17 protein-coding genes and 1 pseudogene are annotated in these 26,299 nt (G+C 27.7%); 10 read left to right on the forward strand and 8 right to left on the reverse strand.

Annotated elements, in window-relative coordinates; genetic code table 4:
* Window positions 1–4 precede the first annotated feature (4 nt).
* The 4 genes from Q349_RS02300 to Q349_RS02315 form a co-directional block, all read right to left on the reverse strand.
* On the reverse strand, window positions 5–12,394 hold the full coding sequence (locus Q349_RS02300) for an SGNH/GDSL hydrolase family protein (protein ID WP_036464670.1): 12,390 nt from the start codon (window positions 12,392–12,394) through the stop codon (window positions 5–7).
* Window positions 12,395–12,517: 123 nt separating this feature from the next.
* On the reverse strand, window positions 12,518–13,657 hold the full coding sequence (thiI, locus tag Q349_RS02305) for a tRNA uracil 4-sulfurtransferase ThiI (protein WP_036464672.1): 1,140 nt from the start codon (window positions 13,655–13,657) through the stop codon (window positions 12,518–12,520).
* Window position 13,658: 1 nt separating this feature from the next.
* Complete coding sequence (locus Q349_RS02310; protein ID WP_036464675.1) at window positions 13,659–15,197, reverse strand: hypothetical protein; 1,539 nt, start codon at window positions 15,195–15,197, stop codon at window positions 13,659–13,661.
* Window positions 15,197–16,051: a Cof-type HAD-IIB family hydrolase gene (locus Q349_RS02315; protein ID WP_036464677.1), complete on the reverse strand. Its 855-nt coding sequence runs from the start codon at window positions 16,049–16,051 to the stop codon at window positions 15,197–15,199. The genes Q349_RS02310 and Q349_RS02315 overlap by 1 nt, the downstream gene beginning before the upstream one ends.
* 156 nt (window positions 16,052–16,207) lie before the next feature.
* Here Q349_RS02315 and Q349_RS02320 point away from each other — a divergent pair, with 156 nt between their 5' ends.
* The 9 genes and pseudogenes from Q349_RS02320 to Q349_RS03470 all read left to right on the forward strand — a co-directional run bounded on the left by Q349_RS02320 (window position 16,208) and on the right by Q349_RS03470 (window position 23,136).
* Window positions 16,208–16,678 (forward strand): hypothetical protein, encoded by a 471-nt coding sequence (locus Q349_RS02320; protein ID WP_036464680.1) that lies wholly within the window; start codon window positions 16,208–16,210, stop codon window positions 16,676–16,678.
* Window positions 16,679–16,742: 64 nt separating this feature from the next.
* Window positions 16,743–17,081 (forward strand): hypothetical protein, encoded by a 339-nt coding sequence (locus tag Q349_RS02325; protein ID WP_036464684.1) that lies wholly within the window; start codon window positions 16,743–16,745, stop codon window positions 17,079–17,081.
* A gap of 1 nt (window position 17,082) precedes the next feature.
* Entirely contained in the window at window positions 17,083–18,498 is a 1,416-nt protein-coding gene (locus Q349_RS02330; protein ID WP_036464687.1) for an Mbov_0396 family ICE element transmembrane protein, read from the forward strand.
* Entirely contained in the window at window positions 18,485–20,017 is a 1,533-nt protein-coding gene (locus tag Q349_RS02335; protein ID WP_036464690.1) for a hypothetical protein, read from the forward strand. Before Q349_RS02330 ends, Q349_RS02335 begins: the two co-directional genes overlap by 14 nt.
* Window positions 20,018–20,416: 399 nt before the next feature.
* Window positions 20,417–20,746, forward strand: a complete 330-nt coding sequence (locus Q349_RS02340; RefSeq protein WP_156932522.1) for a hypothetical protein — start codon at window positions 20,417–20,419, stop codon at window positions 20,744–20,746.
* A 360-nt stretch (window positions 20,747–21,106) separates the two neighbouring features.
* Window positions 21,107–21,247 (forward strand): hypothetical protein, encoded by a 141-nt coding sequence (locus Q349_RS03385; RefSeq protein WP_156932523.1) that lies wholly within the window; start codon window positions 21,107–21,109, stop codon window positions 21,245–21,247.
* A gap of 189 nt (window positions 21,248–21,436) precedes the next feature.
* A complete protein-coding gene (dcm, locus tag Q349_RS03425; RefSeq protein ID WP_198763713.1) occupies window positions 21,437–22,042 on the forward strand; it encodes a DNA (cytosine-5-)-methyltransferase in 606 nt (201 codons plus the stop codon).
* A 146-nt stretch (window positions 22,043–22,188) separates the two neighbouring features.
* The gene (locus tag Q349_RS03465; RefSeq protein WP_281171157.1) at window positions 22,189–22,395 is read left to right on the forward strand and encodes a DNA cytosine methyltransferase; all 207 of its coding nucleotides are present in this window, start codon (window positions 22,189–22,191) and stop codon (window positions 22,393–22,395) included.
* A gap of 121 nt (window positions 22,396–22,516) precedes the next feature.
* Window positions 22,517–23,136: pseudogene (locus Q349_RS03470) on the forward strand (hypothetical protein).
* A gap of 38 nt (window positions 23,137–23,174) precedes the next feature.
* Here the strand turns inward: Q349_RS03470 and Q349_RS02360 are convergent.
* Window positions 23,175–23,384 (reverse strand): hypothetical protein, encoded by a 210-nt coding sequence (locus Q349_RS02360; protein ID WP_036464699.1) that lies wholly within the window; start codon window positions 23,382–23,384, stop codon window positions 23,175–23,177.
* A gap of 197 nt (window positions 23,385–23,581) precedes the next feature.
* Between Q349_RS02360 and Q349_RS02365 the strand changes: the two genes are divergently transcribed.
* The gene (locus Q349_RS02365) at window positions 23,582–24,070 is read left to right on the forward strand and encodes a hypothetical protein (RefSeq protein ID WP_156932524.1); all 489 of its coding nucleotides are present in this window, start codon (window positions 23,582–23,584) and stop codon (window positions 24,068–24,070) included.
* An 815-nt stretch (window positions 24,071–24,885) separates the two neighbouring features.
* On the opposite strand, the gene Q349_RS03300 is transcribed toward Q349_RS02365, so the two are convergent.
* The 3 genes from Q349_RS03300 to Q349_RS02380 are packed head-to-tail and all read right to left on the reverse strand — an operon-like array spanning window position 24,886 to window position 26,254.
* A complete protein-coding gene (locus tag Q349_RS03300) occupies window positions 24,886–25,299 on the reverse strand; it encodes a hypothetical protein (protein WP_051616768.1) in 414 nt (137 codons plus the stop codon).
* Complete coding sequence (locus tag Q349_RS02375; protein WP_036464705.1) at window positions 25,300–25,791, reverse strand: DUF4231 domain-containing protein; 492 nt, start codon at window positions 25,789–25,791, stop codon at window positions 25,300–25,302.
* Entirely contained in the window at window positions 25,784–26,254 is a 471-nt protein-coding gene (locus Q349_RS02380) for a DUF4231 domain-containing protein (RefSeq protein WP_036464707.1), read from the reverse strand. The genes Q349_RS02375 and Q349_RS02380 overlap by 8 nt, the downstream gene beginning before the upstream one ends.
* Window positions 26,255–26,299: the final 45 nt, after the last annotated feature.

A 26,299-nucleotide genomic window follows, 5' to 3' on the forward strand; every position in this document is an offset into this window, starting at 1 on the left:
TTTTTTATCTTGTTCGATAGTGATCAGTAAAGGCCAAATATCCATTTTCAAATGATTCAAGTAATACTTTGAGCATTGTTTTAGACTTATTAAAACGATCACGTACTGGTGGTTTTTTTGGTCCATATTCAATGTAAGCTCTAATTTGATCTTCTCAATAATTAGTATCATATGTACCATTTCCTTGGTTACCAGTAATATATTCATAATTAGGTTTGATTGTTTTACTGAATCAACCACTTTCATATCCACCAAGCTTAAGTATTTGTTGCTTGGTCAAGCGACTTTTGTAAATATTATATGCTTCGTATCAACTTGATTCATAAACTCTGTTAATAAAAGGACCTACAAAGTTTCAATATGCAAAATCACCAGTGTTGCTTAATGATTTAAGCATTAAGTGAACCAAAGTATTGACTCTATAAAGGGCTTTATATGACGAGTTTTTCTTGTAATGAGTAAAGTCAAATGAACCTGAGGTAGCTTGTTCGAATAAGTATTTTTGCAACGAACCATAAATTCCACCTAAAAGTTTCTTAACTTGTGGCTCAATACGAAAGACATCTACAATTTCCAATTTAAAGGTAGGGGCAAATGGTTTGTTTCATTCATAATCCTTATTTGGTTCATTTTGATTATTTTGATCGTTTGAACCTGATTGATTTGATGAAGAATCGGTTTCTCCTGTATTTTCAGGTGTTAATCCAAGTGAAAGTTGATTATTAATAAATTGATAAATACCAGTTACATTTTCAAGTGAAGAGGTTTCAAATAAACGATTGACAAAGTCAGAGAAATCTTTTGGTTGCATTTTTGCAGTTACAGCACTGATAAATGTACCAAAGTCAAAGACTTTACCAGAAAGAATTTGACTATAATCATCACTTAATAAAGGAGATAATACCGCCATTGTAACAGCTTTAGTTAGAGCAGCTTCTGGATGGTTTACTCTGGTGAAATCAATTGATTTAATTAAGGTAATCATCTTATTAAAGATACCATCAAGTAGATCAGACTCACCAAAGCTTTGAAGAACTGCGTTGGCTACTTTATACATTAATTGCAAGTCACTATCATTATTAAAGGCAAATCCTTTGTCTTTTAACATTTTATGTAAAAGAGAACCTATACCTTTGTTGAAAGCACTATTAGCTTGTGAAGTTAACCCTTTGAATCAATTAATTAAAATGGTTTTGACTTCGTTTTGATCTACCATTTTTAAATAGTGGTTAAGAAGTTCTCCTCAACTATTTAAATTAGCATATTCTTCGGCTCTAAAGACAACTGAATTTAAGAGTTTATTTACAAGTGTAAAGAATTGTTCATCCTTAATTGCCCGCACTAACATATTATTAACAGTAGCTGCATCATAAGGCACTAAAGTCCCACCAACATTTAACCCTTCAAGTCAATTTTGTAATCTTCCATCACGGTGAGTAATTCCATAGACAATGCTATTAAGAGCATTATAGACAATCTCTTTATTTTGGGTAATTAACTGATCACCAATGAATTTTTTGAAGAAGTTATAGCTTGTAGGTTGAATTTTTGAAAGCATTTTTTCTTTTAAATCAGTAATAAGGGTATCAGTTTGAACTTTATTATCCAAGAATAATTCAACAATTGCATCAATAACGTTATCTAAAAGACCTAAACGATCAGTAAATGGTACGATTTGATTTGCTACCAGATCGATAAATCTTTGAATTTTATCATCAATATTAACTTCTAAGAAAGCAAAAATATTGGTTAAGATATTTTTAATTGCTGTTGCTGATTCACTTGATCCTAATACTTCATTAAGTAGTTGCTTAAATTCAGACTTAAAGTAATTACGGTTGTTTTCGTTTCTTAAGTAATTTTTAGGTAAATCTAAAATTGTAGCAGCATTAACAATTACTTCTTTATTATCAATTAAATAGTTAATAAAGTTGAGAATAATATTACGAAGATGAATTGATTTTGCTCCTTTATTAGCAAATTTTTCAAGTACATCTTTACTAAATAAGTTATTTTCAATTCAACTTTGAGTTGTAGCACTGAGTTGGTTTCAAATTAAATCACCAAAATTAGTTTGCTCAGCAAAATAATTAATAACGTTATTTAAAATCGTTTTAACATCTTCAGGGTGCTCACTAAAGGCTGGTGTTTGCACTAAGGTTTGCAATAATTTTAAAATATTTTCTTGCAAGTGTTCTGGTTCAAATAGTGATTGTAATCTTTGGGTAAATTTACTAAAAATTAAACTTGGATCACCTTGATATCCGTGTTCTTGCAAGAATTCAAAAGTTGCATTAACACCAAGATTAATAAATCCGTATTTTTGCTCAATAAGATCAATAGATGCTAAAAGGGATTTAATAACTTGCTGCGGCTCGTTAACATTTTGAAGAATTCATGGAGCTTTTTGATTTAATAAATTAACAATAATTGATGAAACAAAATCTTTAATGGTGTTATTTTGTAAGACCTGTTTCACTACACCTTTGATTTGGTTAGATAATTGTTCATTGTGCTCAGAGTCTTTGAAGATATTTTTAACAAAATCATTGTATGAATCACCATTAGCAATTTCTTTGGCGTGATCTAAAACATAGCCAATGAAATCATTTAATACATTTTGAACATCTTCTGATTTAAATAATTCTTGTAAAGCAAGAGATAAATCGTGAGCATTAGTACCAAAGGCACCGAGTTTTTGGTCTAATCCTGCTTTAGCAAGTAATGCTTCTACTTGGGTAGGCTTTTTAGTAAGTGTGTAAATTAATGATTGAATAATCTCTTTGAATGCTTGTTTTTGGTTGGTTAAATAATCTGATTGTAAAATTGCTTTAACTAAATTAAACTGATGTTCTTGAAGTAACTCTAACATCTTAGTTGGCAATTGTTCGATGAAATTATCTAAACTATCACTTGATTTAAGTAAGTCAAAAATTTTCTCAAAGACTAAATCATAAACTTGAGCTTGTTTAAGAATTGGAACAATATTATCTAAAGTTTGGCCAATAAATTCTAATTTATTTAAATTATCAATTGCTAAATTATTTTTGTTTAATAGACCATTAAAAATAGCAGTTACTCCGCGTTTAAGCGGCTCTTCTTTAAGCAATTGCTCAACAAATTTACTTGCCTGTTCTTTTATGATATCAATATTATTTGATGTTTTGAGTAACGTTCATACTAATGTTTTTGGTTCGTTAAAATGAGCCAATCATTCACGATTGTTTAGTAAATTAGGAACCAATCCTGCTATTAAATCATTAACTTGTGGGTATTTTAAGACATTAGTAATAAGCTCTTTGAAATCATCAACACTTAAATACTGTAATAAACCAGTTTCTAAATTTACACCTTCTAGTTGTTTATTAATAAATTCAGCGATTTTGCCTTCTTGGTTAAATCCTTGTAAAGCTTGTGTTACAACTTTAATAACACCATTTCAATTGTTTCTAATAAAATCAATGTCGAGGATTTTATCGGCAAATCCTTTAATATCTGAGGTAACTTTAGCGGTGAAAATTTCTTTAATTCTAGTTGAGAAAGTATTAATTTCTTCAGCTGGATTTGCTTTAAATTGATCTGATTTAAGAATCTTAAAGACTTCATTAATTATTGGTTCAAAAAGATCAACTTGATCAGCTAGTTGTTTAATATTGCTGCTGATTGCACGTAATAAGGCGTCCACTTCAGCATCTTCAACATTAACATTGAAGTTCTTAAGAGTTGTTTTTAAGAAGTTATACAAAATATTATGAACTTGTTCAGTCGTTAATAAATCATTAATTAAACCTTTTAATGAGCTTTCTAATTGATCAAGATTAATAATTTGTAAAGTCTTAGCTACGATATCTTGATAAGAATTAACCGATGAATATTCTGAAATATTATTGATTAACTGGGTAATTGAACCATTAAATAAGGATCTAAAGTTTTGGTTATTTCTAACAAAAGATAGAAGCTTTTTAAAATCATCAATTGGTAAGTATTTAGTAATAACCTCATCATTTCCCTTAGTAATTAAAGAAACAACAGTGTTATTAAATTGTTCATCAGGTATATTAGTTAAAATGTTATCAATAATAGTGATAATATCTTGTTTGCTTTGAGTAAATAAATTACTTGTTGCGAGTCCTCTAACAATTGCAACAACCTTACTTTCGGTGTTTTCCGCTAAGGAATCTCTAATTCCATTAAATAAGTTTGAAGCAATTGAAGAAACATTACTAAAGTTGGTTCCATTAACTTTAACATAATCAATAAAACCATTAAAGATAATGTCACTAATTCCTAATTGAGCATCAAAAATGTCATATACTCCAATGAGATTTTTCACTAATTCTTGTTTATTTGTTATTCCAACTAAGAACTTATTGATATTTTCATTATCTAAAAAATTAGTAATAACTTTTGCTAAGACATCTTTGGTTGATTCTTTATTTAAAATGATATTTAATAAAGCCTTAAAATCTGGTTTGATTAATGCTACAAAATCTTGATTTGAGGCAACTTGTTTCACAAGTTCATCAAATGAATCTGCTGCCCCGTATTCTGGAGCATGTTCAATAGCATAATCAATTACTTTATTAGCAAGTGATTTGATTTGTTCTGATTGAAGAATTTCTCTTAAGGTTGAACTAATTTCTTCTTCAGTTAAACCAACTACCTGACTAATTTTATCTTTTGGAGTTAAATCAATAATTTTTTGGATATTTTGATCATTGTAATATTTATCAAAGAAGAAGTGGGCAATCTTTTTAAGTTCTGCTTTGTTATTATCTGTTCAAATATCAGCTTGCAAGATTGTCTTAACGGTACTATATTGATTTAACCTTAATCTTTGAACTAATTGAGGCTGAATTTGGCTGATTAAATCTTGGAAGTCATTTGCATTAGCAATTTTGTCGGCAACTAAATCAATAAATAAAGAAATTAGAGAGCCATCTAAAGTTGAATTATTTAATTGAATCAATAAACCTTGAATTCCATTAGCTAATTCTTTAGAAATGCCATGTTCATATCCTTGGTCAGCTAAAAGTTTAGAAAGTGCTTTTTGAATTGTTAAGTCAAGTTTTTCAAAAGTTAAGACTCTTGAAAGAATTAAATTGAGATGATTCTTATCAAGGGTTAATAAGTTTGAGTTTTTAAGTAAATCAAAAATTAATTGTCCAACATTGCCTCAATTTTGTACTCAATCTTGGTTCTTAATTGCATAATCTAGTAAGGTTTGCGTAATTGGTAATACATTATCTTTTGTTAAGATAACATCAACAAGTTCTTTGAGTGAATCTTTATCTACATAAGCTAAAATATCAGCACTAAGATTATCGACTAAACCTTTAACAAGGTTAGTTAATACTTGATTGTCAATTAATTTACCAATAATAAATTGCCCAAGTTTGACTACATAATCATTGTTATTTCTAATAATTGCATTATTAAGAATTTTGGTAATAAATTCTTTTGGATTCTTATTGAATTCTCTTTGAATAACTTCAATAAGCGCTGCTGGTAATTGTCTAAGAACTTCTTGATAATTTGGATTATTTTTCAGTTTAGCTAACTCTTCAAAAGTAACATCAAGCGCTGGTTGGTAAATATTTAATTCTTTTAAAAGAGCAACAATATTTTCAACTACATCACTAATGAATTGATTTTGATTTTGATCATGTAATTCTGGAAAATTATGTTCAATAACATTATTAGCTATTTGCTTAAGGATCGCTTTAAAATGATCATCAGCATTAATTTTATTAATTAAAGTATCAAGTAAAGTTTTTCCTTGTGAAGCAAAATCAATTTTGCTAAAGATTAATTGAATTAATTCATTATAGCTATTAGCTTGGTTAATTCCTTGACTATCACTTAAAGTGGCTTTAATTGCACTTAAAACTAACGCTTTAACTTCTGGTGTTTCTAAAATAAATTTAAGGACGTATTTTTGATCCTCAACATTAAGATATTTATTTAATTCTTGTTTAAGATTATCGGGTAAATAGTTGTAAATTGTATTGAATAAATCAGTATTTTCAATAAATTTGTCATAAATATTTTCAAAAATTTGACCAAATTCTTCTTTATGTTTAGCCAAAACAGAATCATTAAATAAGTGGATTAATTTAATAATTGTCTTTTCTTGATTTTCAGGGCTAAATAGCTCGCTAAATTGTCCCAAAATATTTTGCGAAAGCTCTTCTAATGAGCTTGCATTTGATTCAGAAAATTCTTTTAAAGCATTAAATAATTTATTAATTACCTCAAATTCTTGATCAAGGATATTAATTAACTTCAATGCATCGACAAAGATTTTATGAGGCTGTTGAACTTTATTAAAAATTCAGCTAAATTGTGTCTTGCTAATTTGTTGACTTAATAATTGAGCAAGAAGTTCTTGAATTTCTTCGTTGGTAAGAACTTCTTTTAATCATTTTTTAATAGTTTCTTCAATGCTTGAAATAAAGGCTTGGTTTCTTAAGACTTTAAAGGCCAACTCTTGATAGTTATTACTCAAAGCCAATTCACTAGCATTATCAATAATAAAATTAATTCCTTTTTTAAGAACGTCTTTAATTTCCTCGCTTCTTAATTTAGCTTTAATAAAGTTATTAATTGCTTGTGTTTGTTCAGCGGTGAAACTAAAATCAGGAACCAATTTAGCAATATCAAATTGATCAACTAATTGATTAAAGGTTTCTTTTGAAGTAAATTGATCAATAAAACTTTGTAAAACACTCTTTAATGTTGCAGTATTTTTGGTAAATAAATTAGAACTTAAAAGATATTTGACAATTTTAAAATCTTGTAAATTAATTAATTTAAGCAATTCTTTTGGTAATTTTTCAACAATTGAATCAATATCTTTTTCTTGTTTTGCTACGCTAAAGACAGTATTAATTAATTGATCTAATAATCCAGTGTTTTCTAAATATGGAATCACCGAGCTTAGTAGGTTTTTTGCAACGGTAGTTAATTGGTTTTGGTTAAAAGTATAACCATTGTCAGTGGCAAATTGGTAAGCTACTTTTCCAAGAGTTTTTTGTAACTTGTTTTGTGTTAAAAGATATTTTAAAAGAGGCTTAACTAAGGATTCAACTTGATCTAAAACATTTGGCATACTAATAATAGCATTAGCAAAATCTTTGGCCGAATCTAAATGGTCTAATCATGCGGTATTATGAATTAAACCATCGATTAATCCAAAAATAAAGTTTTTAAAGTTTGGGTTTTCGATAGTTTTAATTAATAAATCACCAATTTCTTCAGCATCGACATAATTTGCAACTGGAGCTTTTGTTAATTGAGGAATGACTTGGCTTTCAATTAACTTTTTAATGGTTCCATTTTCTGATAAGACATTGTAAATTGCTTTAATTAAATCAACAAGTGCTTCCTTGTTATTTTGGAAAATATTTAACTTAATAACTTTTCTAATAAAATCTTTTGGATTTTTAAAAACAATATCAGAAACTACATTACCTAAACGTTTTGGTAATTCAGCTAAGACTTCTTGTGGTTTATCAGCTTTGGCAGCTTCTGTCAAATTATTAAATAAAGTTTCAATGAGTTGATTTTCAAGCCCAAATTGATCCAAAATCTCTTTTAATGAAGTTGATAATTCTTTAATAAATCTTGCATTGTATTCAGTTTCAGGATCTAAGTGAACAAATTTATATAACTCTTTGAAAATGCTTTCAAATAATGGGGCAAATTGAGCATTGCTAATGAGTTCTTTAAATAATTGTTGAGTTGGTTCTTTGATTGAATCAAAATCCACCGCTCTGATGACTTTTTTGACTAAATCGCCTAGATTTTTGGCATTTTGTATGCTAGCAATATTATCTAAAAGACGATCCTTGATCGTTACAAGAATATTTTGAGTATCATCAAGCGAGAAGAATAAATTAACCATCTCATTGAATTTTTCAGTACCAATAGCATTAGCAATAAAAGTAGCTACATTATCTGGTAATTGTTGATATATTAAATTGCCAATAGATAATTCAGGTAATTTAGCAATAATATTTCCAAGCAATTGTTTTAGATAATCTTTATTTTGGTTAATAAATTCTGATGAAGTAATTTCATTAATTAATTGGACAATTTTTGAATAATTTTCATCACTTTCTTGATTGAAGATATGATTTGCGGCCGTAGATAATGACTCATTAATTACTTTTGTAATTGAACTTGCTCCATAAAGATATAAATTATCAATAAAGCGATCAACAAATGTTCCAATAAAATCATTAACCAATTGGTTTTCTTTTACAAAAGTAATTAAGTCTGAAACAGCTTGATCAGTTTGTTCTTGTGTTAAATTAGTATCTAAATGGTACTGTACTAAAAGTTTATGTAAAGTTTGAGCAAGAATTTTCTTTAATTGATCATTATTTAAAATCGATTTAACAATGGCTTTAATATCTTCATTGAGGGTTTTTATAAAGTCATTATTTCTAGTAGCTAAATCAATTAAATGATTAAACGAAGTAGCTTGAGCCAATAATTGATGTTGATCAACAAAATGTTTGAGTACTTTTTTGATAAATTCAATTAATTTATCGTTAGTTAAAAAGTCATTGATAAATATTTTGGACTCTTGATTTGATAATCCTAAATTTTCAAAGATTAAGCTCAATTTAGTATCTTCAATAATTTTGTCTCTATTAGCAGTGGTTTTTAATTGATCTAAAAGTGAATTGAGAGTATTTTTAAAATCTTGTGCATGTTCACTAACAAGTGAAGAATTTAAAATTGCTTTGACAAATGCAAAAATAGTATCTTGATCAATTAAACTTGGTAAGGTTGAACTAATTTGAGGAATAATATCTTCAATTGAAGTTGCCTGATTAATAGCTTCAAAAAGCTTGGTAAATAAATTATTAGTAAAATCTTGGTTTTTAAAGATATTAGCCAAAATTTCATTAATAGAATCCCCTAGTTTTTCAAGTTGATCTAATGAAGCGCTAAGTCCATAAGGCTCAATTAATACATTGATGGTTTTAGCAAAAGTCTTAGCAAGTTTGCTTTGTTGTAAAAGAGGAACTAATACTTTAGTTAATTCCGGCTTGAGCTCGTTTTGTAAATTAACATTTTGGAGGAATTTAAAGATAAAATCTTGGAAATTAGTTACTTGATCATCTTGTCAAAGTTCAGAGGTAATTGCACGAGTTGCTACAATATCTAAAATTTCAATGGTTTGATCATTGTGAAGCAACTGTGTTGCAAGGTTTTTTATTTCATCTAAGTCTAAATATTTGCTAAAAATCTCAGCTTGTGCATTTTTATCAATTAATTGAGCTACTAAATCATCAAAAGTATGTTGTTCATTGAGATATTTCACCAATGCTACAACAACCTTTGCAAAGGCACTTTTAACATCAAAATTAGCAAATAAATCTAGATTAATTAGTCCTTTAGTAAACTTAAATAAATCTTTTGTAAGTGAATCTTGGACAATTTGTGCTAAAACATTTGGAATGCTTTTTATTAAACTCAGTGGATCTGCTGATTGTTGAGCCTCTTTTAGTTTCTCAAATAAAGCATTTAATAATGGTTCTTGTAAATTGAAATAATCAATTAATTGTTTGAAATTATTACTTAAACCGTTAATTAATTGCTCAAGTCCTGCTTGGTTTGAATCAACTCCAATTTGGTTAAATAACTTGCTTAAAGTACTTTTTAAAATTGGCTTAATTTCTTCTGAACCTAAAATTGTATTAATAAGGTCATTAAGATCACTTTTGACTTGATCTAAATCAAAAAGAGTAAGTGATTTTCCAACTAATTCAGTAATACTATCAAACTCTTTGAGTTTATCTGAGTGTTCAATTACATTTGCAATTATTTTTTCAACCAAATCTTTAAGTTGTGGTTGATTTAAAACAAACATAAGTAAATCTTGGAAGTTTTTATCACCAATTAAATGATCAATTTGTGACTTAATTTGTTCAGGTAAAACACTTTGAATAATTGATTGAAGTGAAATTTTATTTGAATAAAGAATATTATGAATTAATTGTTTTAAAAAGTCTTTGTTATTAAGTAATAACCCCGAATTAAAGACTGATCTTAATAAATTAGCTAATTTATCATTTTGCTCAAATTTAAAGAATTGTGCAATAGTATTGCTTAAAGCTTGATTTAAAGCACTTTGTAGATCAAAATAATTCTTTTGATCGCTAATTATTTTAAGTAATTCATTTAAAAAATCACTTAATAAAACTTGTTCAATTTGTTGATCTTTTAGAACTTTTAAAAGATCTTTTGTAAAGGTAGTGGTTTGCTCTTGGCTAATTTCAGTCGCTAAATCATTGTCATTTAAAAATTGGTAAAGTAAATCTCCAAGTAAATTTTGGATTTCTTCATCATTTAAAAAATATTGAGCCACTTCAGATAATGAATGCGCTAATTCATTAGTTTTGTCCTGATTTTTAAGAAGCGCTAACACCATATCGGTGTAAGTTTTGGCTTGTGCAAAGCTTTCAGAATTATCAACAAAGTTGCCAGCAAGTGTTTGAGCAATATTTTTAAAGTACTGGTCATGAACCACTTTAGATAAAATCATTCTAAGCTTATCATCTGATAATTTATTCTTGGTAACTTCGTTAATTGCTTTGATTACAAAATCCACTAATTGGTCACCATAAATATCAATTGCATTAGCAACAATATCATTTAAGGCATCTTTTAAAGGTTCTTTAAAATCATTAACCAAACGAGATTTAGCAAAAGCTGCAATTAAGCCTACAATATTATTTTCATTAACTACTGCACCTAGTAAAATTTGCGGTAATTCTTTAATTTGAATCTCGCCTTGTTTTTTTAGGGCAGCTAATTTATTTTGAATATTTAAAGCAGAATTAGTAAAAATTCCACTTTCAATGAGTTTATCTGCTAAATCATCAATTAAGTCCTTAGCATCTGTTTGGTTGATTAATTTAGCAAGTTTTTCTTGCGGATCTAATTTATGAAAGAAAGGTTGTGATAATAGTCAATTAATTCCTTTGTGAACACCATCTTTTAATCAATTAGCAATGATTAAAAGTCTTTTTCCAAAGTTAATAGGATCTCTTAAAGGAATTAAACTTTTTTCAAAATCAGTTGCTTTATCAATGTATGCTAATGTATTTGTTCCTAAAACTTGTTCTGGTGTTTGAGTAACTTCGATTTCATAATTAATTGTGCTAGCATCATCAAGTAAATATTTTTCATTAAAATCATATGCTTGATATGAACTTAAACCAAAAGTAGGAGTGGTCATTTTTAAATATAAGTCCATTGCCATCTTTTTGTATCCAAGAGTATTTGGGTGGATATCTAAAAAGACACTTCAAAACTTATCATCAAGCTCATCTCAATAAACATCATTGTAAGCTAAAAAGTAATCAATACCAGTTAAAGAAGCAACACTTTTAAATCCGGCATCTAAAATTTCCACAAGGTAATTTAATGGCTTAATTTCAATTCCAAATCCACCTAATAATTCTTTTGCTCAATTATCAATAGCTTTTTTAAGACCTAATAATGGCGGTCCATAACTTACCATATTGATATTAGCATTTGGAGCTAAAGTTTTAATCTTAGATACTAAAGTAATTAAACGTTTGTTAACTTCTTTTAATGATGAACCAATAACATCATTAACAAAGGTAACTAATTCACCATAAGCTGGTTGTGGATTTTGAAGTTGTTTTAAAACTTTTGAAAAATCATAATGAGTAAGTTTATCAATAACTAAACGAAAGAAGTCATTTGATCCAAGAGTAAAAGTAATTAAGTTAGCGCTGCTTAAGCGATTTTTAAAATCTTGAGCTACTTGAGCGTATTCTGCGCCATGCTTAACTTCAATACTATTAGAATTATTTTCAGTGGTTGGATAATCTACTTCTAATAAGTTAAGTCAGTCTAAAATAGTTGATCCAGAAATTGCAAAGTTTTTAAACTCTTGAACTCTATTATCAACATTTAATAAATTGGCTAAAAAAGCAGGATATGAAACGCCCTCAATTTTTCCATTTTTTAATTCACCTGGGTAATCTTTTGGTAATGTTCCGTCAAATCCTGCTGTAATAGAATCACCAAAAGCAAGATATTTAATTTTTTCATCAGCTGAAATAAAATGTTTTGATTTAGGTTTTGGGCTATTTGAATCAACAACATTACTAAATACAGGAACTGGAAAATCACTTGGTTTAGTGATTTCTGTAGAATCTTTATTAGAATCTATCCCTGGATTAACTAGGTTGGGATCACGTTGAGTATCTTCCTTGATAGAAATTTTTGGGTCCTCAGATTTAATTGGTTTTGATGAACCTGGAGCCGCACAAGAAGATACATAAGCACCAGCAATTGTCACTAGTGCTACCCCATATCAAATGCTATGATTTTTTTTGGCCATATTTTCCTCCTTGTATTTTTTATAAAAATACAAATATCTAAAATATGGTTAATTATACAATATTTCTTTTGAAATTTAAATTGCCTCATTTTTGCTAAAAAAAATAAAAAAATAGCAAAAATGCTATTCTGGTTTAATTTCTAAAACTTCTATTTTATGCATTAATAAATCATCTTCAAGCTCAAAAATTTGACTTAATTCAGCTTCTAATTTTTCAGCTGTTTCTATATTTGGCTTAGTCACAGGTTCTTTAGGGGCAAATAACTCACAAGTCTCATTAGCTTTTAAAATTGAAATACCATGAGTCCCGATAGCTTTGGCAATATCGATAATATCATTTTTATCATAAGTAATTAAAGGGCGTAAAACAGGTGTTAAAGTTGTATTTTCAATTGAATAAATTGATTCTAATGTTTGCGAAGCAACTTGACCTAAATTTTCGCCATTCGAAATTGCCAAATTTTTTCTTTTTTCCGAGAATTTTGAAGCAATTCGGTAAAAACTACGACGCATTAAATTAATTTTGTAGCTTGGTTTAGATACAAAAGAAATATAGTTCATTAAGTTTGAATAATCAGCAAAATATAGACGCGAAGAAACCTGATATCTTGATAAAACTTTAACTAAATTGATAATTTTTTCTCGAGTTTTTTCATCTGTTTGCGGCGGTGTTAAAAAGCATAAAAAATCAACTTTAACACCGCGTTTCATCATTAAATAAGCAGCTACAGGTGAGTCAAAACCACCACTAATTAAATGAGTAACTCTTCCTGCAATTCCAGTTGGTAAACCACCTAATCCTTTAATGTATTGACTAAAAATATAGGTTCGACCATTTCTAACTTCGACAAAGAAAGTTTGATCTGGATGGTGAACATCAACCTTTAAATTGGTATTTTTTAAAACAAATCCACCCAAAGCATGATTAATTTGATCTGAACTAAGTTCAAACTTTTTGTAATTTCTTCGAGCTGCAATTTTAAAGGTTTTTGCCTTTGGATCAATAAGTTGTAAAATAGCATTTTTAAATGCATCTAAGTCATTATCTACCACCATTACCGGCGAATAAGAACTAATTCCAAAAACATAATTAAGCTTTTGAATTGTCTCTTTATTGTATTCAAGATACATACGGTCAAATTCAGTTTGTGGTTTATATCCAGTAATTTTTTCAATATTATATTCAAGTTGTTTAATGAATTCTTTACGATTTTTCTTCTTTAAAACAAGCTCTCCATAGCGGATTAAAATTTTACTATACATATTAAATTTGAGCTTTTAAAAGTTTAAAAGCTTCGACATATTGTGACCTTTCCATAAGATTATGAATTCGTTGCTGAAAACTATGATCATATTGCAAGATGCTCTTTTCTTTTTGTTTTAAAGCAACATATAAAAACTCGCAATATTCTTTATATTGTTCATTTAAAGCAATTTGTTCAATGAAAAACGCTAATAGTTCAACTCAAGCATTTCAAATTGGTTTAAGTTCTTTGAGTGTGGTTTTATTTGAAAAGTAGTTTTGGTATAACTCTTGTAATTGTTTAATTTTATCACGAAATTTAGAACTATTTAAATTTGATAAGACTAAATTATGTTGCATAATTTCAAAATATCATTTAATTGAGTCTTGAATTTCTTGATTATTTGAATTTTCTCAAAATTGCAATCTTTGTCGTTCAAATTTTTCTTGATTGAGCAATATTTGTAAATTAAAAAAGGATTCTAAAAAACTCTCTAAACTAGTGAAATATTCTTCAAAATCACGTTCTTCAAGAAGAAAATCACGATAATTCATGAGATCATTTAGCTCATTAATAATTCGAATGTTAGCTAAATCTAAACCTTTGATAAATTGAAGCGATTCAACAATTTCGTTAATAATAGGAGAATAATTTTCTTTAAAAAGTCTTAAAGTTTTTTGTTTAGTATCTTCAAGATATTGTTTAAAGAAATAGCGATAAAAATCTTTAATTTTAAATTCCAACATTGCTAATTCATATTGATTAAAGTTATTTTGTAAAGCATTAAATTCGTTTTTAACTTTAAAAAATGAAGTCATTTCTAGCTCATCTAAATCTTTTTGATAGCAATGAAAAAGATAAGGCAAATGCACAAATAAACTAAATTCAATATTTTTGGCGTGATTAAGGTATGTAAAAAAGTGATTGATTTGATTTTGTAAACCATCTAAAGTTTGATTAATTTGTTCAAAATTTCCTTGATTAACTAAGCTATTATCAATATTTGTTAAAGTACTTGAATAATTTTTGACTTGATTAAATAACTCACTGTAAATGTTGCTTAATATTTTTTGGTTACTTTCTAAATAACGTTTCGCTTGGGTTAGTTGAGTTAGCAAAATTGAAATATCACTATCAGTGCTATCTCAATCACTTTTGAGACCTTTGGCGATTTCTTTGTATTTTAAAATATTGCTATTAAAATAATTTCTCTTAATTAAATAGATTTTTTTTAACTTGGAAAGATTAAAAAGACTTTTTAAATTTAAAGCCAAAATTAAATTTTGATAAGCAACATCTAATTCGTTTTTTTGCACTTCTACAAGACTATTTAAGGCATTAAGAGCTTTGTATTCTTGAGCAAAAGCTTGGTTTTGATTACGAATATTTTCAATGCGTTTAAGAGTGAAAATTAAATTATTTTGGTCTTGATTGGCTTTAGTTAATTCATTATTAAGTTGACGTTCGAGTTTTCAAAGTCAAAATTTAATTAAAATAAGCCCGAACAAAATCAGGGCTATAGTACCTAAAATACTTGCAAAAAGAATAATTCAAATCATTATTTTTTCTTAGTTTGTTGCGAAATTTGCTTCTTAAGCTCAAAATCAGAACGGTATAAATAATCATCAACCGCTTCAGCAAAACCATTTTGCTTAACATCAGATGTGTAATACTTAGCAATGTTTTTTGTTAAACGGTCAGCATTATCCATAGCATATGAATATCCTGCAATTTCTAACATCGAAATATCATTAGGGCTATCACCAATGGCCATCACATCATCAATACTACATTGGTAGATATTTTCGCACACTCATTTAAGCCCTGAGGCTTTTGAAACTCCTCGTTTGGTAATTTCAATATGTGTATTTAAATTAACGATATTTAAATCAATATCATGTTTTAAAGCTTCATCATAAAAAGCTTGAATTAACTCAGGTTCGCCATATACTTCAACTTTATGGATATTATCCACAATTTCACCATGCGTAATAAACTCGTAATATTCGGTAAATTTTTCTAAGAATTGTTGTCATTCTAAAGACATGTCTTTAAGGTAGTATTGTGTATCTCCAAAATAATATAGTGGCGCTTTAACAATATTAGATACTTTTCATACTTTTTGAAGTTCGCTTAAGGGCATATGCTCAACAAAAGCGGGCTTTTTATTAATATTATCAAAAACCATTGCACCATTTGCGCAAATGATGTAATCGCTATGTACTTTTTCAGCTAGTTTTTGAATTTTAGCACTTGCTGGATTACCTGTATTTAATACTACAGGAACCCCTTTTATTTTTAATTCCTCAAATTTATCTAATGTTTCTTTTGTAAAATTTTTATCTGGAAAAGGATAGATTGTACCATCTACATCAGTAAAAACTACGTGTTTTTTTTCACTTAAATGTTTCATGAATTTATTATATCAATTTATCCATTATTTATGAGTATTGTGAAAGTATGGTGATAACAGAAGTTATCATCTTTTTTATTCCTTGGTAGAAAGGAGAATTTTAAAAGATAGAAATTACTTTTTAACCTTGTTTTAAAAATTTTGAAAGGATTATCAATGCCGCAAAATCAAAAGCAGATCTTAATTAAACAAATAATAAAAGATCTACACAAAATTCAAATTTATCCTGAAAAAGCACTACAAACTGATAAAAGAGATTTCTTTTTAGATAGATTTTTCAAAACCTCTCTTAAAGATCAATATTTGATACTTAATTTATTTTATCAATTGCTAAAAGAAATCGAAGAACCTAACACCACCACTTTTAGTGAATATATTAGAAAAATATTCGATTTAAAGAATCTCTTTTTAATCTTAGATATTAAAAATGATCAGAAATTATCTAATGACAAAATAGAACTTTTTCATGAAACAATTTTAGATTTTCTTATAAATCCTTCAAGAATTCCAGAATCATTTAGTTTTCAAGATAAACAATTGCCCAAGTTAATGAAGAGATTTACCAAAGAAGAATTTAGATCACTTTTAGAAGAATTGCCGGGAATAATTCAAAAATTTTATCCTTAATTGCAAATTCAAACCCGTATTATCAACTCTTCTAAAATCACTTACATAATAGAAAGGACAATAAATGATCCAAAATATTACGGCATTTTTTGAAGAAACGGGTGGTTCCTCAAAACTTAACCAAGTTAAAAAATCAATTTCCTCAATTGTCAATGAAGGTATGCAGCTGATTCTCATTTGTATTACCCCGATTTTAATTCCAATTGGAATGTATTTAATGATGGTCTATGGCATTGCTATTTACAAAAACTATCGCGTTTTAACCAACAAATCTTCACAAAATAGCGATTTAACTAACGCTAAAAAAGCAGTTAAACTTTCAGCAATTGGGCTTGGTGTTGGTTTATTAATTGTGGTAGCTTCTACGGTATTATTACAAACATTAAGTTTATTAATCCAATAACATGTTTCAATGATTAATTAATTCTATTTTATTTGCACCAGCATCAATTTTTTATGTCATTTTTATTTGATTCCCATTTATGGTGACTTTAATTTTAGTTGAGGTGTTTAATTTTATTACTTTTGATTTATTCAACTTGCTCTTTTTTGGCAAATCAAGAGACCAAATTCATAGTATTTATGATTTAAAACCTAATCCCATTTATTTATTATTTTTAGCACCGGTGGCTATTTTAGCCATTATTATCGGGGTTTTAGCAATTTTAAAACAATTAAAAAATCCAGAAACTCCATATTTTCGAAGCTTCTTGCGGGCATTACCTCGATATTTTCTAATTGCCTTTTTGCTGCCAATTCTAATTTACTTTTCTCAATGAGCTTTAAAGTTAGTGTTAGATTTTTTCTTATCATTATTAGATTTTAAAAGTGCCCATGATGAGATGTGACAATTAGTTCGCTTCCCTGAGTGAAATGCCAATCGTGGTTGAGATGCTCAAGCATGGTCAAATTTGGCCAATTCAAATTACATGTGAGATAAAGGTCATTGAAGTACCACACAATGAGGAGATACAATGTTATTTTTTATCTCAGGATTGCCTAAAATTTTGATTCAACTCATGATAGCTTTAAACTTTACTCTTGCTGGGACAAAAATTATTTTTAACTTATTTTTAAAATTAACTTTTGCCCCTTTAATTAATATTCAATTACTTCGAGGTCAAGAGGCACAAACCAAGGCTTTTAATCGCGAAATTAAGAGTTATGTTTTATCTTATTTTCTAACCACGGTAGGTTTTACCATGATGCAATATCTCAATATTTATGTTGATGAACTTACATCAATGGCTGCTGAAAAAGTTTTTGGTAAAAGTGACATTTTACAAAAAGTAAGTTGGTTAGTGAGAACGATTTTAAGTGTGGTAATTATGTTTTCCTTAAGTGCGGTCTTTAGTAAATTTTTAGAAAAATTTGTTATTTATATGGGTCTAGATAGTGAAGTGGACTTTTTAGCAGGAAATAGAACTATTTCAGCTATTGGAGGAATGATCGTCCCTAAAATACCCTTTAAAAAAGGATCCTCTAAACAAAGCTCTAAAACAATGAAAAACAAAACACCAAAGCCAATATCTTCATCAGCTCCTGCACCTTTGCCGTCAATGCCTGCACCTGCACCAAAATATTCTCCAAGTTTAAGTTCATTGCAAAAACCGGGATCTTATTTTGAGACCATCAAATCCAACTTATTAAAGCCTAAATCCAAAGAGGCAAATGCTTTAAATAAACCAATAGCCCAAGAAGCAATTAAAGCACTTTCTCCTCAAGAAATCAAGGTTAAGGTTGAATTAGAAACCAAAAACGAAAATATTCAAGCACAAACCAAAATTGAAAAGGAAGAGAAAAAAGATGCTTCAACCTAAAAATATAACCGACAATAATGTCAAGATTTTTGATGGAAAAATCAAATTATCCGACGTGATTTTTATAATCACCACAGTTGTTTTTAGTTTTGGTCTTGGAACTATTGCTTATCCATTTAAAGGTTGAATAGCTACTTTAATTATTTCTGTTTTTATTTCGGTATTAATTTTAACTTTTGGAATGACTAAGTTATCTGACAAGCGTAATTATCGTGTAGCTTTATCGGCAATTTCGTTTTGATTTTCTAAAAAACACCTGAAAGTCACTGACTTACAATATGCCTTGCCAGTTTCAAATATTGATCAAAACGGAGTCATTATTTGAAAAGACAACTTATATTACTTAGTAGAAATTAAAGGATTTGATATTTGAAAGTTTTCAGATGCTGAAATAGCTAGTTATCAAAGAAAGTTGCATGCTTTTTTGGCCAATAATTTTGATGCTATAAAGTTTTTAAAAGTTAATATGAACCAAAATTTATTAGCTAATATTAATAATTTAAAAACTTCTTTTGCTAGGCTATCACCAGAACAACAAAAGCAAAGTTATTACAACAATTATTACTCAAATGCTTACCAAGAATTAAAGCGTTTTGAACGGGATCAAAATACCTTAAAATACTCCTATTTTTTCATGGTTCAAATTCCTAAAAATTACACACATTACGACTTTTATCACAAATTAAAGCATTCATTACAAGCAATTAAGAATTTAGATCCGCAAATTATCACTTCTCAAGAAGACATTGCTAACGTTTTTTCGAATCTATTTCGTGCTCCGATTAAACTTGATAAAGACATTGTCTCTTTTGATAGTGGTGATTGAATTATTGCAAAGGATCATATCAAAAGCAAAACCGAATTACTTTCTATTAGTGCTTTTGAAGAATTGCCAATCTTATTGCAAGATGAATTTTTAAGGGATTATTTTAGTAATAAATATTCAAATTTCATAGTGGATTTGCATGCTTTATCTCATGAAAATACCGTTAAAGCTTTTGATAAAGCAACTAGGATTTTAAATTACAAGCAGTTTAATTCCTTATCAATTGTAGAAAGTCACCAATTAAATTCTGAAGAACAAGCACTTGAAGAATATATTGCTGAATTTAATAAATACCAAACTCGGTTATACAAAGCTAGCTTTATTGAGATTACTTATGCAATGGATGATAAGAGCTTTAAAGATGCTTTAGTAATTCAAGAACAAATTAATAAAAGATTTCAAATTAGCCAATCCCCAAAACAGTATAGGCAACTAAATAATTTAAAAACTCTTTTTGAGCAAAATGGAAGTTTTTATGACAAATATACCACAACCTTTTCTTTGCTAAATATCGCCAGAAGTTGGCCATGAACTAGTGAATATTTTAATGATCATGATTACTTTATTTTAGGTTCACAAGCTTACGCAAATGGGCTATTGTTCTTTGATGATATGAAAAAGACCGCTAAACGGCCTTCATCATCAATCTTTTTTATCGGAGAAACCGGAAGCGGTAAAACAGCTTCAAGGTAAAACTACTAACAACTATATTCTTTATACACCCAACAAAGTATATTTCGCATTCACATATGGCTTTAAAAAGTTAAATATGTTTTTGCCGATATTGAAACTTGCTAATTTAAAAGCTAAACCTAAGCAAAGCAAGAAAGAAAGTTGATTAAAAAACAAAATCAAAAAAATTAGACAAAAACTCTAATGATTTCAAAGGCAAAAAATACGCTTATAAAATTACTTAAAAAACGTGGAACAAAAATTTGAACACTATAAAAGTAAAATGTGTGTTTCGCGTTTTGATACGTCGTTGATACCAAGTACGGGACTAAAAAAATTCAAGCCGTTCACAACAACGTGTTTAAAGACTTGAATTTAAGTAAATATCAAATCAACAACTTCTTTAAGCTAGTTGGAAAAATGTTTAAGAATGTTCTTGCGGTTAAGAGACAATATCTCAAAACCGAAATGCGTATTCATAATTTCATCAGTATTAGCTTTCATGCTAATCAAGTAGAAATCGAGACTTTAAAGAGTACCTTAATCATTCTTGCTAAAAAAAGTAAATACCAAGATTACAAATTTTGATTTCCTAGTCGCTTAATCAAGTTATCAGATAAATCAATTGTGTTAAATTTTACTGATGAGTTTAAATTTACTTTATTTAAAACTGCTAAACAAAACAACAAGTTTATTCACACGGAAAAAATAGAAGTGAATGCTCAAACTATGCTAGAAAACTACTCTTAATTCCTAAACAACACGCTAGGGTAAAAACCTAGCTTTTATTTTGCTTCAAGAGCATGGAATTATTTCCCTACTTTTAGCGAAACAAACAACCTTTTATAATATATACTCAACAAGATTTCTATGATTTTAAAGATATCTCATACAAAATGTCGCAAGATATATTAAACGAAGTTTTAGCAAATTTATGTTCGGTACCTCCATTAGCAGTCATTACTAGAATTAGTTATTTAAGTGATAGTGAGCTAGTAGATTATATTGCTTCGTACGATGATGAAAATTGACTAATTAGGAATGTTAAAGGTTACAAAAGCTATCAAGATATTCAAGCATTAAGTTATGAAGAAATAATTAATAAACTTAATGAAAGAGAAATATTGAAAAGATTACTACGATAAGAATCCGTCTGAATTATATGAAGCAACCGACTACCCTGAATGAGAAAAAGAGCAAGAAGTTCAAGAAAAGAAACAAAAAGAAGATGAGTTAACTTTAGGAATGTAGTAGTTGCTTCATTCTATTATTTACTATCATTTGATAATACAAAATAATTTAATTAATTATGTATATTACTATGTAATATAACTTTAACATAGTTATTAGAAAATAATATTTTAGATTATTTAATAGTATTAAATTTAATATAATTTTAATAAAATTAAGTTTCATAAGTTTCAAATAAAAAGGAGTTATATGAAATTTTTTGATTTTTGTTCTGGGATTGGTGCTGGTAGAATAGGATTAGAAATGAATGGTTTAAGTTGTGTGGGACATAGTGAAATTGATCCAAAAGCATCCGCAACCTATAAAATATTTTTTAATGATGAAAGAAATTATGGTGATTTAACTAAAATAGACATTGAAAGTTTACCTGAATTCGATTTTATGATAGCAGGTTTCCCATGTCAAACATTCTCATTAGCAGGAAAGAGAAAAGGTTTTAATGATGAAAGAGGACAGATAATTTATTCTTTGATTAAAATTCTAAAAGAAAGAAAAATAAAATATTTTTTATTCGAAAATGTAAAAGGCTTAGTCAATCATGATAAAGGAAAAACGCTTAAGATAATTTTAAGTGAATTAGAAGAAGCCGGTTATAATGTTTTTTGAAAAGTGTTGAATAGCTTTGAATATGGTGTACCACAAATGAGAGAAAGAGTATATATAGTAGGTTTTAGACAGGACTTAGGAATAAATGAATATAATTTTCCAAAACCTGTAAAACGCGAAATATTATTCACTTATTATTTGGACAAAAAAATGAGCTACTATTTAATCCACACAACAAAACATTTTTAAAATACTTATCCAATAAATACAATAATAATAAATACAGTATAGATGAAATATTAGCAAAAGAGAATCATGTAATTGATTGAAGACAATCCGACTTAAGATTATATAATTCAGTTTTTCCTACGTTAAGAACTGGAAGACATGGTTTATTATATGTATATCATGGAAAAATAAGAAAATTAAGTGGTTATGAATCTTTATTATTACAGGGATTCCCAGAAGAAATAGCTATAAAAGTTAAAGAAAATAATTTAAGTAATAATATGATTTTATCACAAGCAGGAAATGCAATGACAACATCAGTTATAAAAGAAGTTGCTAGCAAAATGCTAGAAGCAACTAAAGGAATTAAATAAAATCAATAATACTAGTTTAGGTTCTCAAATTGCAAAAAATGGATTTAAAAATGAACAAGATGTAGCTGACAAATTTAACAATTGAAAAGTTGATGTTGATGCAAGAAAATGATTAGAAATCATGAATTATGATTTAGGTAATATCGAATACGTTAAAGCAGTTGTAATAACTGGTTTTAAGGCAGATGTTAATGTAAAAGTACAAATTAAATTAAAAGATGCTATAGACGTGGAAAATATTCAAGTGAAATTGGTAAGTAATAAAAGAGGCTTTAATCAAGTTGATAAAAGAAAATTATCTAGTTATCATAAACTATGAAACATTCCTGATGACGTATTAAAAATTCTTGAATATTTTACCGGAGAAACGCCACCGTATAAATCAAAAAAGATAAAAGAAGAATGTTTATGACTGAATTTTCTGAAAGTGAACAAAATAAATTGATAAATTGAATTAACAAAAACAAAATTCTAATTGTTGCTGATATCCTTAAAGGACGTGGTGAGTTTAGTGCAGAATGAGTGCTGGTAGCACAAAAAATTCATAAAGATGCTAAATGAGTTTTAAAAAATATAAATGAAGTTATTAAATATTATTTTGATGACGGTAAAGTAATTATTAGTCCAAAGGACTCATTAAAGCTTGGTAAAATAACTATACAACGTAAAGGTGGTGACAGGGGAAAGCCATCAGCAAATATGTTACAATTTAAAATTGATCCCACAGAACTGTTCGATTAAATTTATATTAAAAAATACCAGAACAAAGCTGGTATTTTTTAATATTGTTTAATAATAAATTCAATTAGTTGTGAGCGTGAGAAGATGTTCCCTTTGGCTTCATTAATATCATCAAGCTTTCTAAGTGCTTCTTCGCTAAGTGTAATACTAATATTCTTTTTTAGTTTTTTAACGTTTTTTGAACTAGTTTTTTCTGCGTTTGTGTTGTCAATGTTTAGTTCTTTGACTCTTTTTTGTAATTCATTCATATTTACTCCTTAAATTAAATTTTTAGTGATTCAAAATATTATTTGAATACATCTTTGTAAGCATTACGTTGCTTACAAGCTAATAAAGGTGCATTGTAAGTTAAAATGTATTTTCTTGGTACTTGTGAATTTTTAATCATGTGTTTGGAAATTGGTAGTTTCTGATAAGTTTCTTTTAATTTAGTTATTAAATCTTTTTGATATTGTCAAAATCAGGTAATTTATTTAGTGATAACACTAAAGAATTTAAAGCACTGGCTCGGTATTTAAATGCTGATTTTATTTTAGATACTTACCATCTAGGGAATTCAATTTTTAAATTATTGATGCATCGAGCAAATGAGAAACACCCAAATTCAAATAAGTATGCTTTTCAAGCTTTTAATAAGTTTTACCAAATGAATGTTTCCCAAAAAGCTAAGCACTTATGAAACAAATTTAAATCTATTAAGATTATGTGAAATTTCGTTAAATATCTTTTATGAAAAGGAAAAACTTTAATTCCAATCTCCAAAAGAAAGCAATTAAAAGCTTTCTTAATTAATTATGATCAAATTTCATCATGTTATGTTGATAAACAAACAGCTTGAGCAGAAAGTTTGGTTTCAAAATATAAATATCAAGTTTTAAGATATCGAAAAGTCTATACATTAAATTCAATCGAATACATCTCCTTATTTGCTTAATTTTTAAGTAATAAAAAAAGACACTTTAATAAAAGTGCTTTTTCAATTAATTTTTTATAAATGTAAAAAATGATTTAAAATCATTTAACCAAGAGATTGTTTTAATTTTGATATTTAGTTTGTTGATACTGATTTATATTATTTTATTTTAAATAAAAAGATTTAATATTTCAAGTTAGCTCAAATGTATATAAAAAAGATGGGTTGAATAGCCAAGCAACAGCCCCCATCTTATTAAACACAAGCAACTTTATTTTATTTTAGTGTGGTAATGCTCACAAGTATGTTGTTCTACTTAATTTTCAGATTTTAATATCATCTTACTAATTCACACACTAAAATGATAGCAAAAAAAGACGAAAAGTTTTTTAAATTTAAAATGTTATTTATGTTGCTATTTTTAGGTTTTTTATTAAATTTAATCAATATGTTTTTTAAATTGATTAATGCACCAAGCAAATAAGAGATCTAAATTCAAATAAGTATGCTTTTAAGCTTTTAATGAGTTTGACAAAATTAATGTTTCCTAGAAAGCCAAGCATTTATGAAACAAATTTAAATATATTAAAATTATCTGAAGTTTTGTCAAATATCTTTTCAGAAAAGGAAAATTTTAATTCTAATCTCTAAAAGAAAGAAATTAAAATCTTTCTTAATTAAGAAAATGCTTTTTTAATCAACATTTTTTACAACTTCCAACAAAATGAGGTATAATGATGTTAACCTTAGGAATTTACTTTTTGGTAACTAACCTAAACACCTTACTTTCGGAATTCCCATGAATATAAAAAACAAGCTTAAAAGCTTGTTTTAATTTAAAATGTATTTAAAATTTGATCTATTTCATCACGAGTAATTTTTTCTTTGTTTTGGATTTTGTCAATCATAGATTGATTGGTTTCGATATTATTTTGGAGATTATTTTTTGAGTCTTTAATACTCAAAAAAGTTTGCACAGACAAAATAAAAGAAATAGCAACCGAAATAATTGAGATAATAAGAAAAAGAACCATTGTTTCTTCTGGAAATGGATTGTACCGCATTCCAAATAAGTTTAAAACAATAGTTGCAGCAGCAATGGTAATTGCAATAATATTGAGAGCAACAAAAACGTAATAACTTTTAAAATATTTTTTACTTGAAACATTCAAAATCTCATGATATTTTTTTTGATTTTCTGCACTAAGATGTTTTGGAGGATTGTTTTTATCAAGTTTATGTTTATTCATCTAAGCTCCTTTGTTGCTAGGAATTAAATTTTCCCGATCATACTTGTCATTTTTTAGGATAAAGAAAATTCTTTTATAAAACAAATATTCGGCTTCTTGTTGGTTAAGTTCTTCATAATAAAGAGATTTATCTTCAAAAATAAGGTATTCTAGCTTTAATTTTTGATAAATTGATTTTTGATCTTTAAAAGAAACATTAACGACAAAAAAGGACAAAAGACTAGTGATAACTGATGTACATGCAGTGATAAAAGCAGTTAAAATAACATAGTTTTTTCCTTCTGTTAATCAAGCAAATTCCTGTTTAAATGGATTGATGCCATTAGAATAATTCCCATTTACTGATGCAATAAATAAGGCAGCAATAACTCCTGAATAAAGAGCTAAACTAATTGAAGAGATATTCAAAAAATAGTAAGTAAAACCTAAAAGATACAATTTCAAAATGTTGTCACGTCTAGTCTTTTTAATAAAATTATCGATGCTATACATTCTTCCCTCCTGATAATTGTTCCTTAACTACATTGCTAAAGGCTACTTTATGTTTTTTATTTAATTTATCATATAAAACATTTAAATATTGAGTTAACTCTTCTTCACTAATAACACCACTTTGATATTTAATTCCTAAATCAATTAGAGTGTTTTTGATTTTTTTATAACGATGATACTTACTGTTTGCCCGATAAATTGCAAGTACAACGGTTAAAATAAAGGATGAAATAATAAAGATAACTAAAATCAGCAAGATAATAAAAGAAGGCTCAGAAAAGGTGCTTTGTGTTTCTAAACCTTTACGAACAAGGATGACTAATGTGGTAATGGCAACACCAAGTAAAGATAAATTTAATAATAAAATCGAAATACTAAATAATTTATCAAGCAAGAGGATTCTTTTTAAATTTACTTGATCTTTTGTGATTTTTTCTTTTAATGCTCGTAAAAAACGTTCCATCATGCTCCTTTGAGGTTATTGATAGTATAAATAAAGCCACAAAAT

It is taken from the genome of Mycoplasmopsis sturni DSM 22021, assembly GCF_000701485.1.
GTDB classification, from domain to species: domain Bacteria; phylum Bacillota_I; class Bacilli_A; order Mycoplasmatales; family Metamycoplasmataceae; genus Mycoplasmopsis; species Mycoplasmopsis sturni.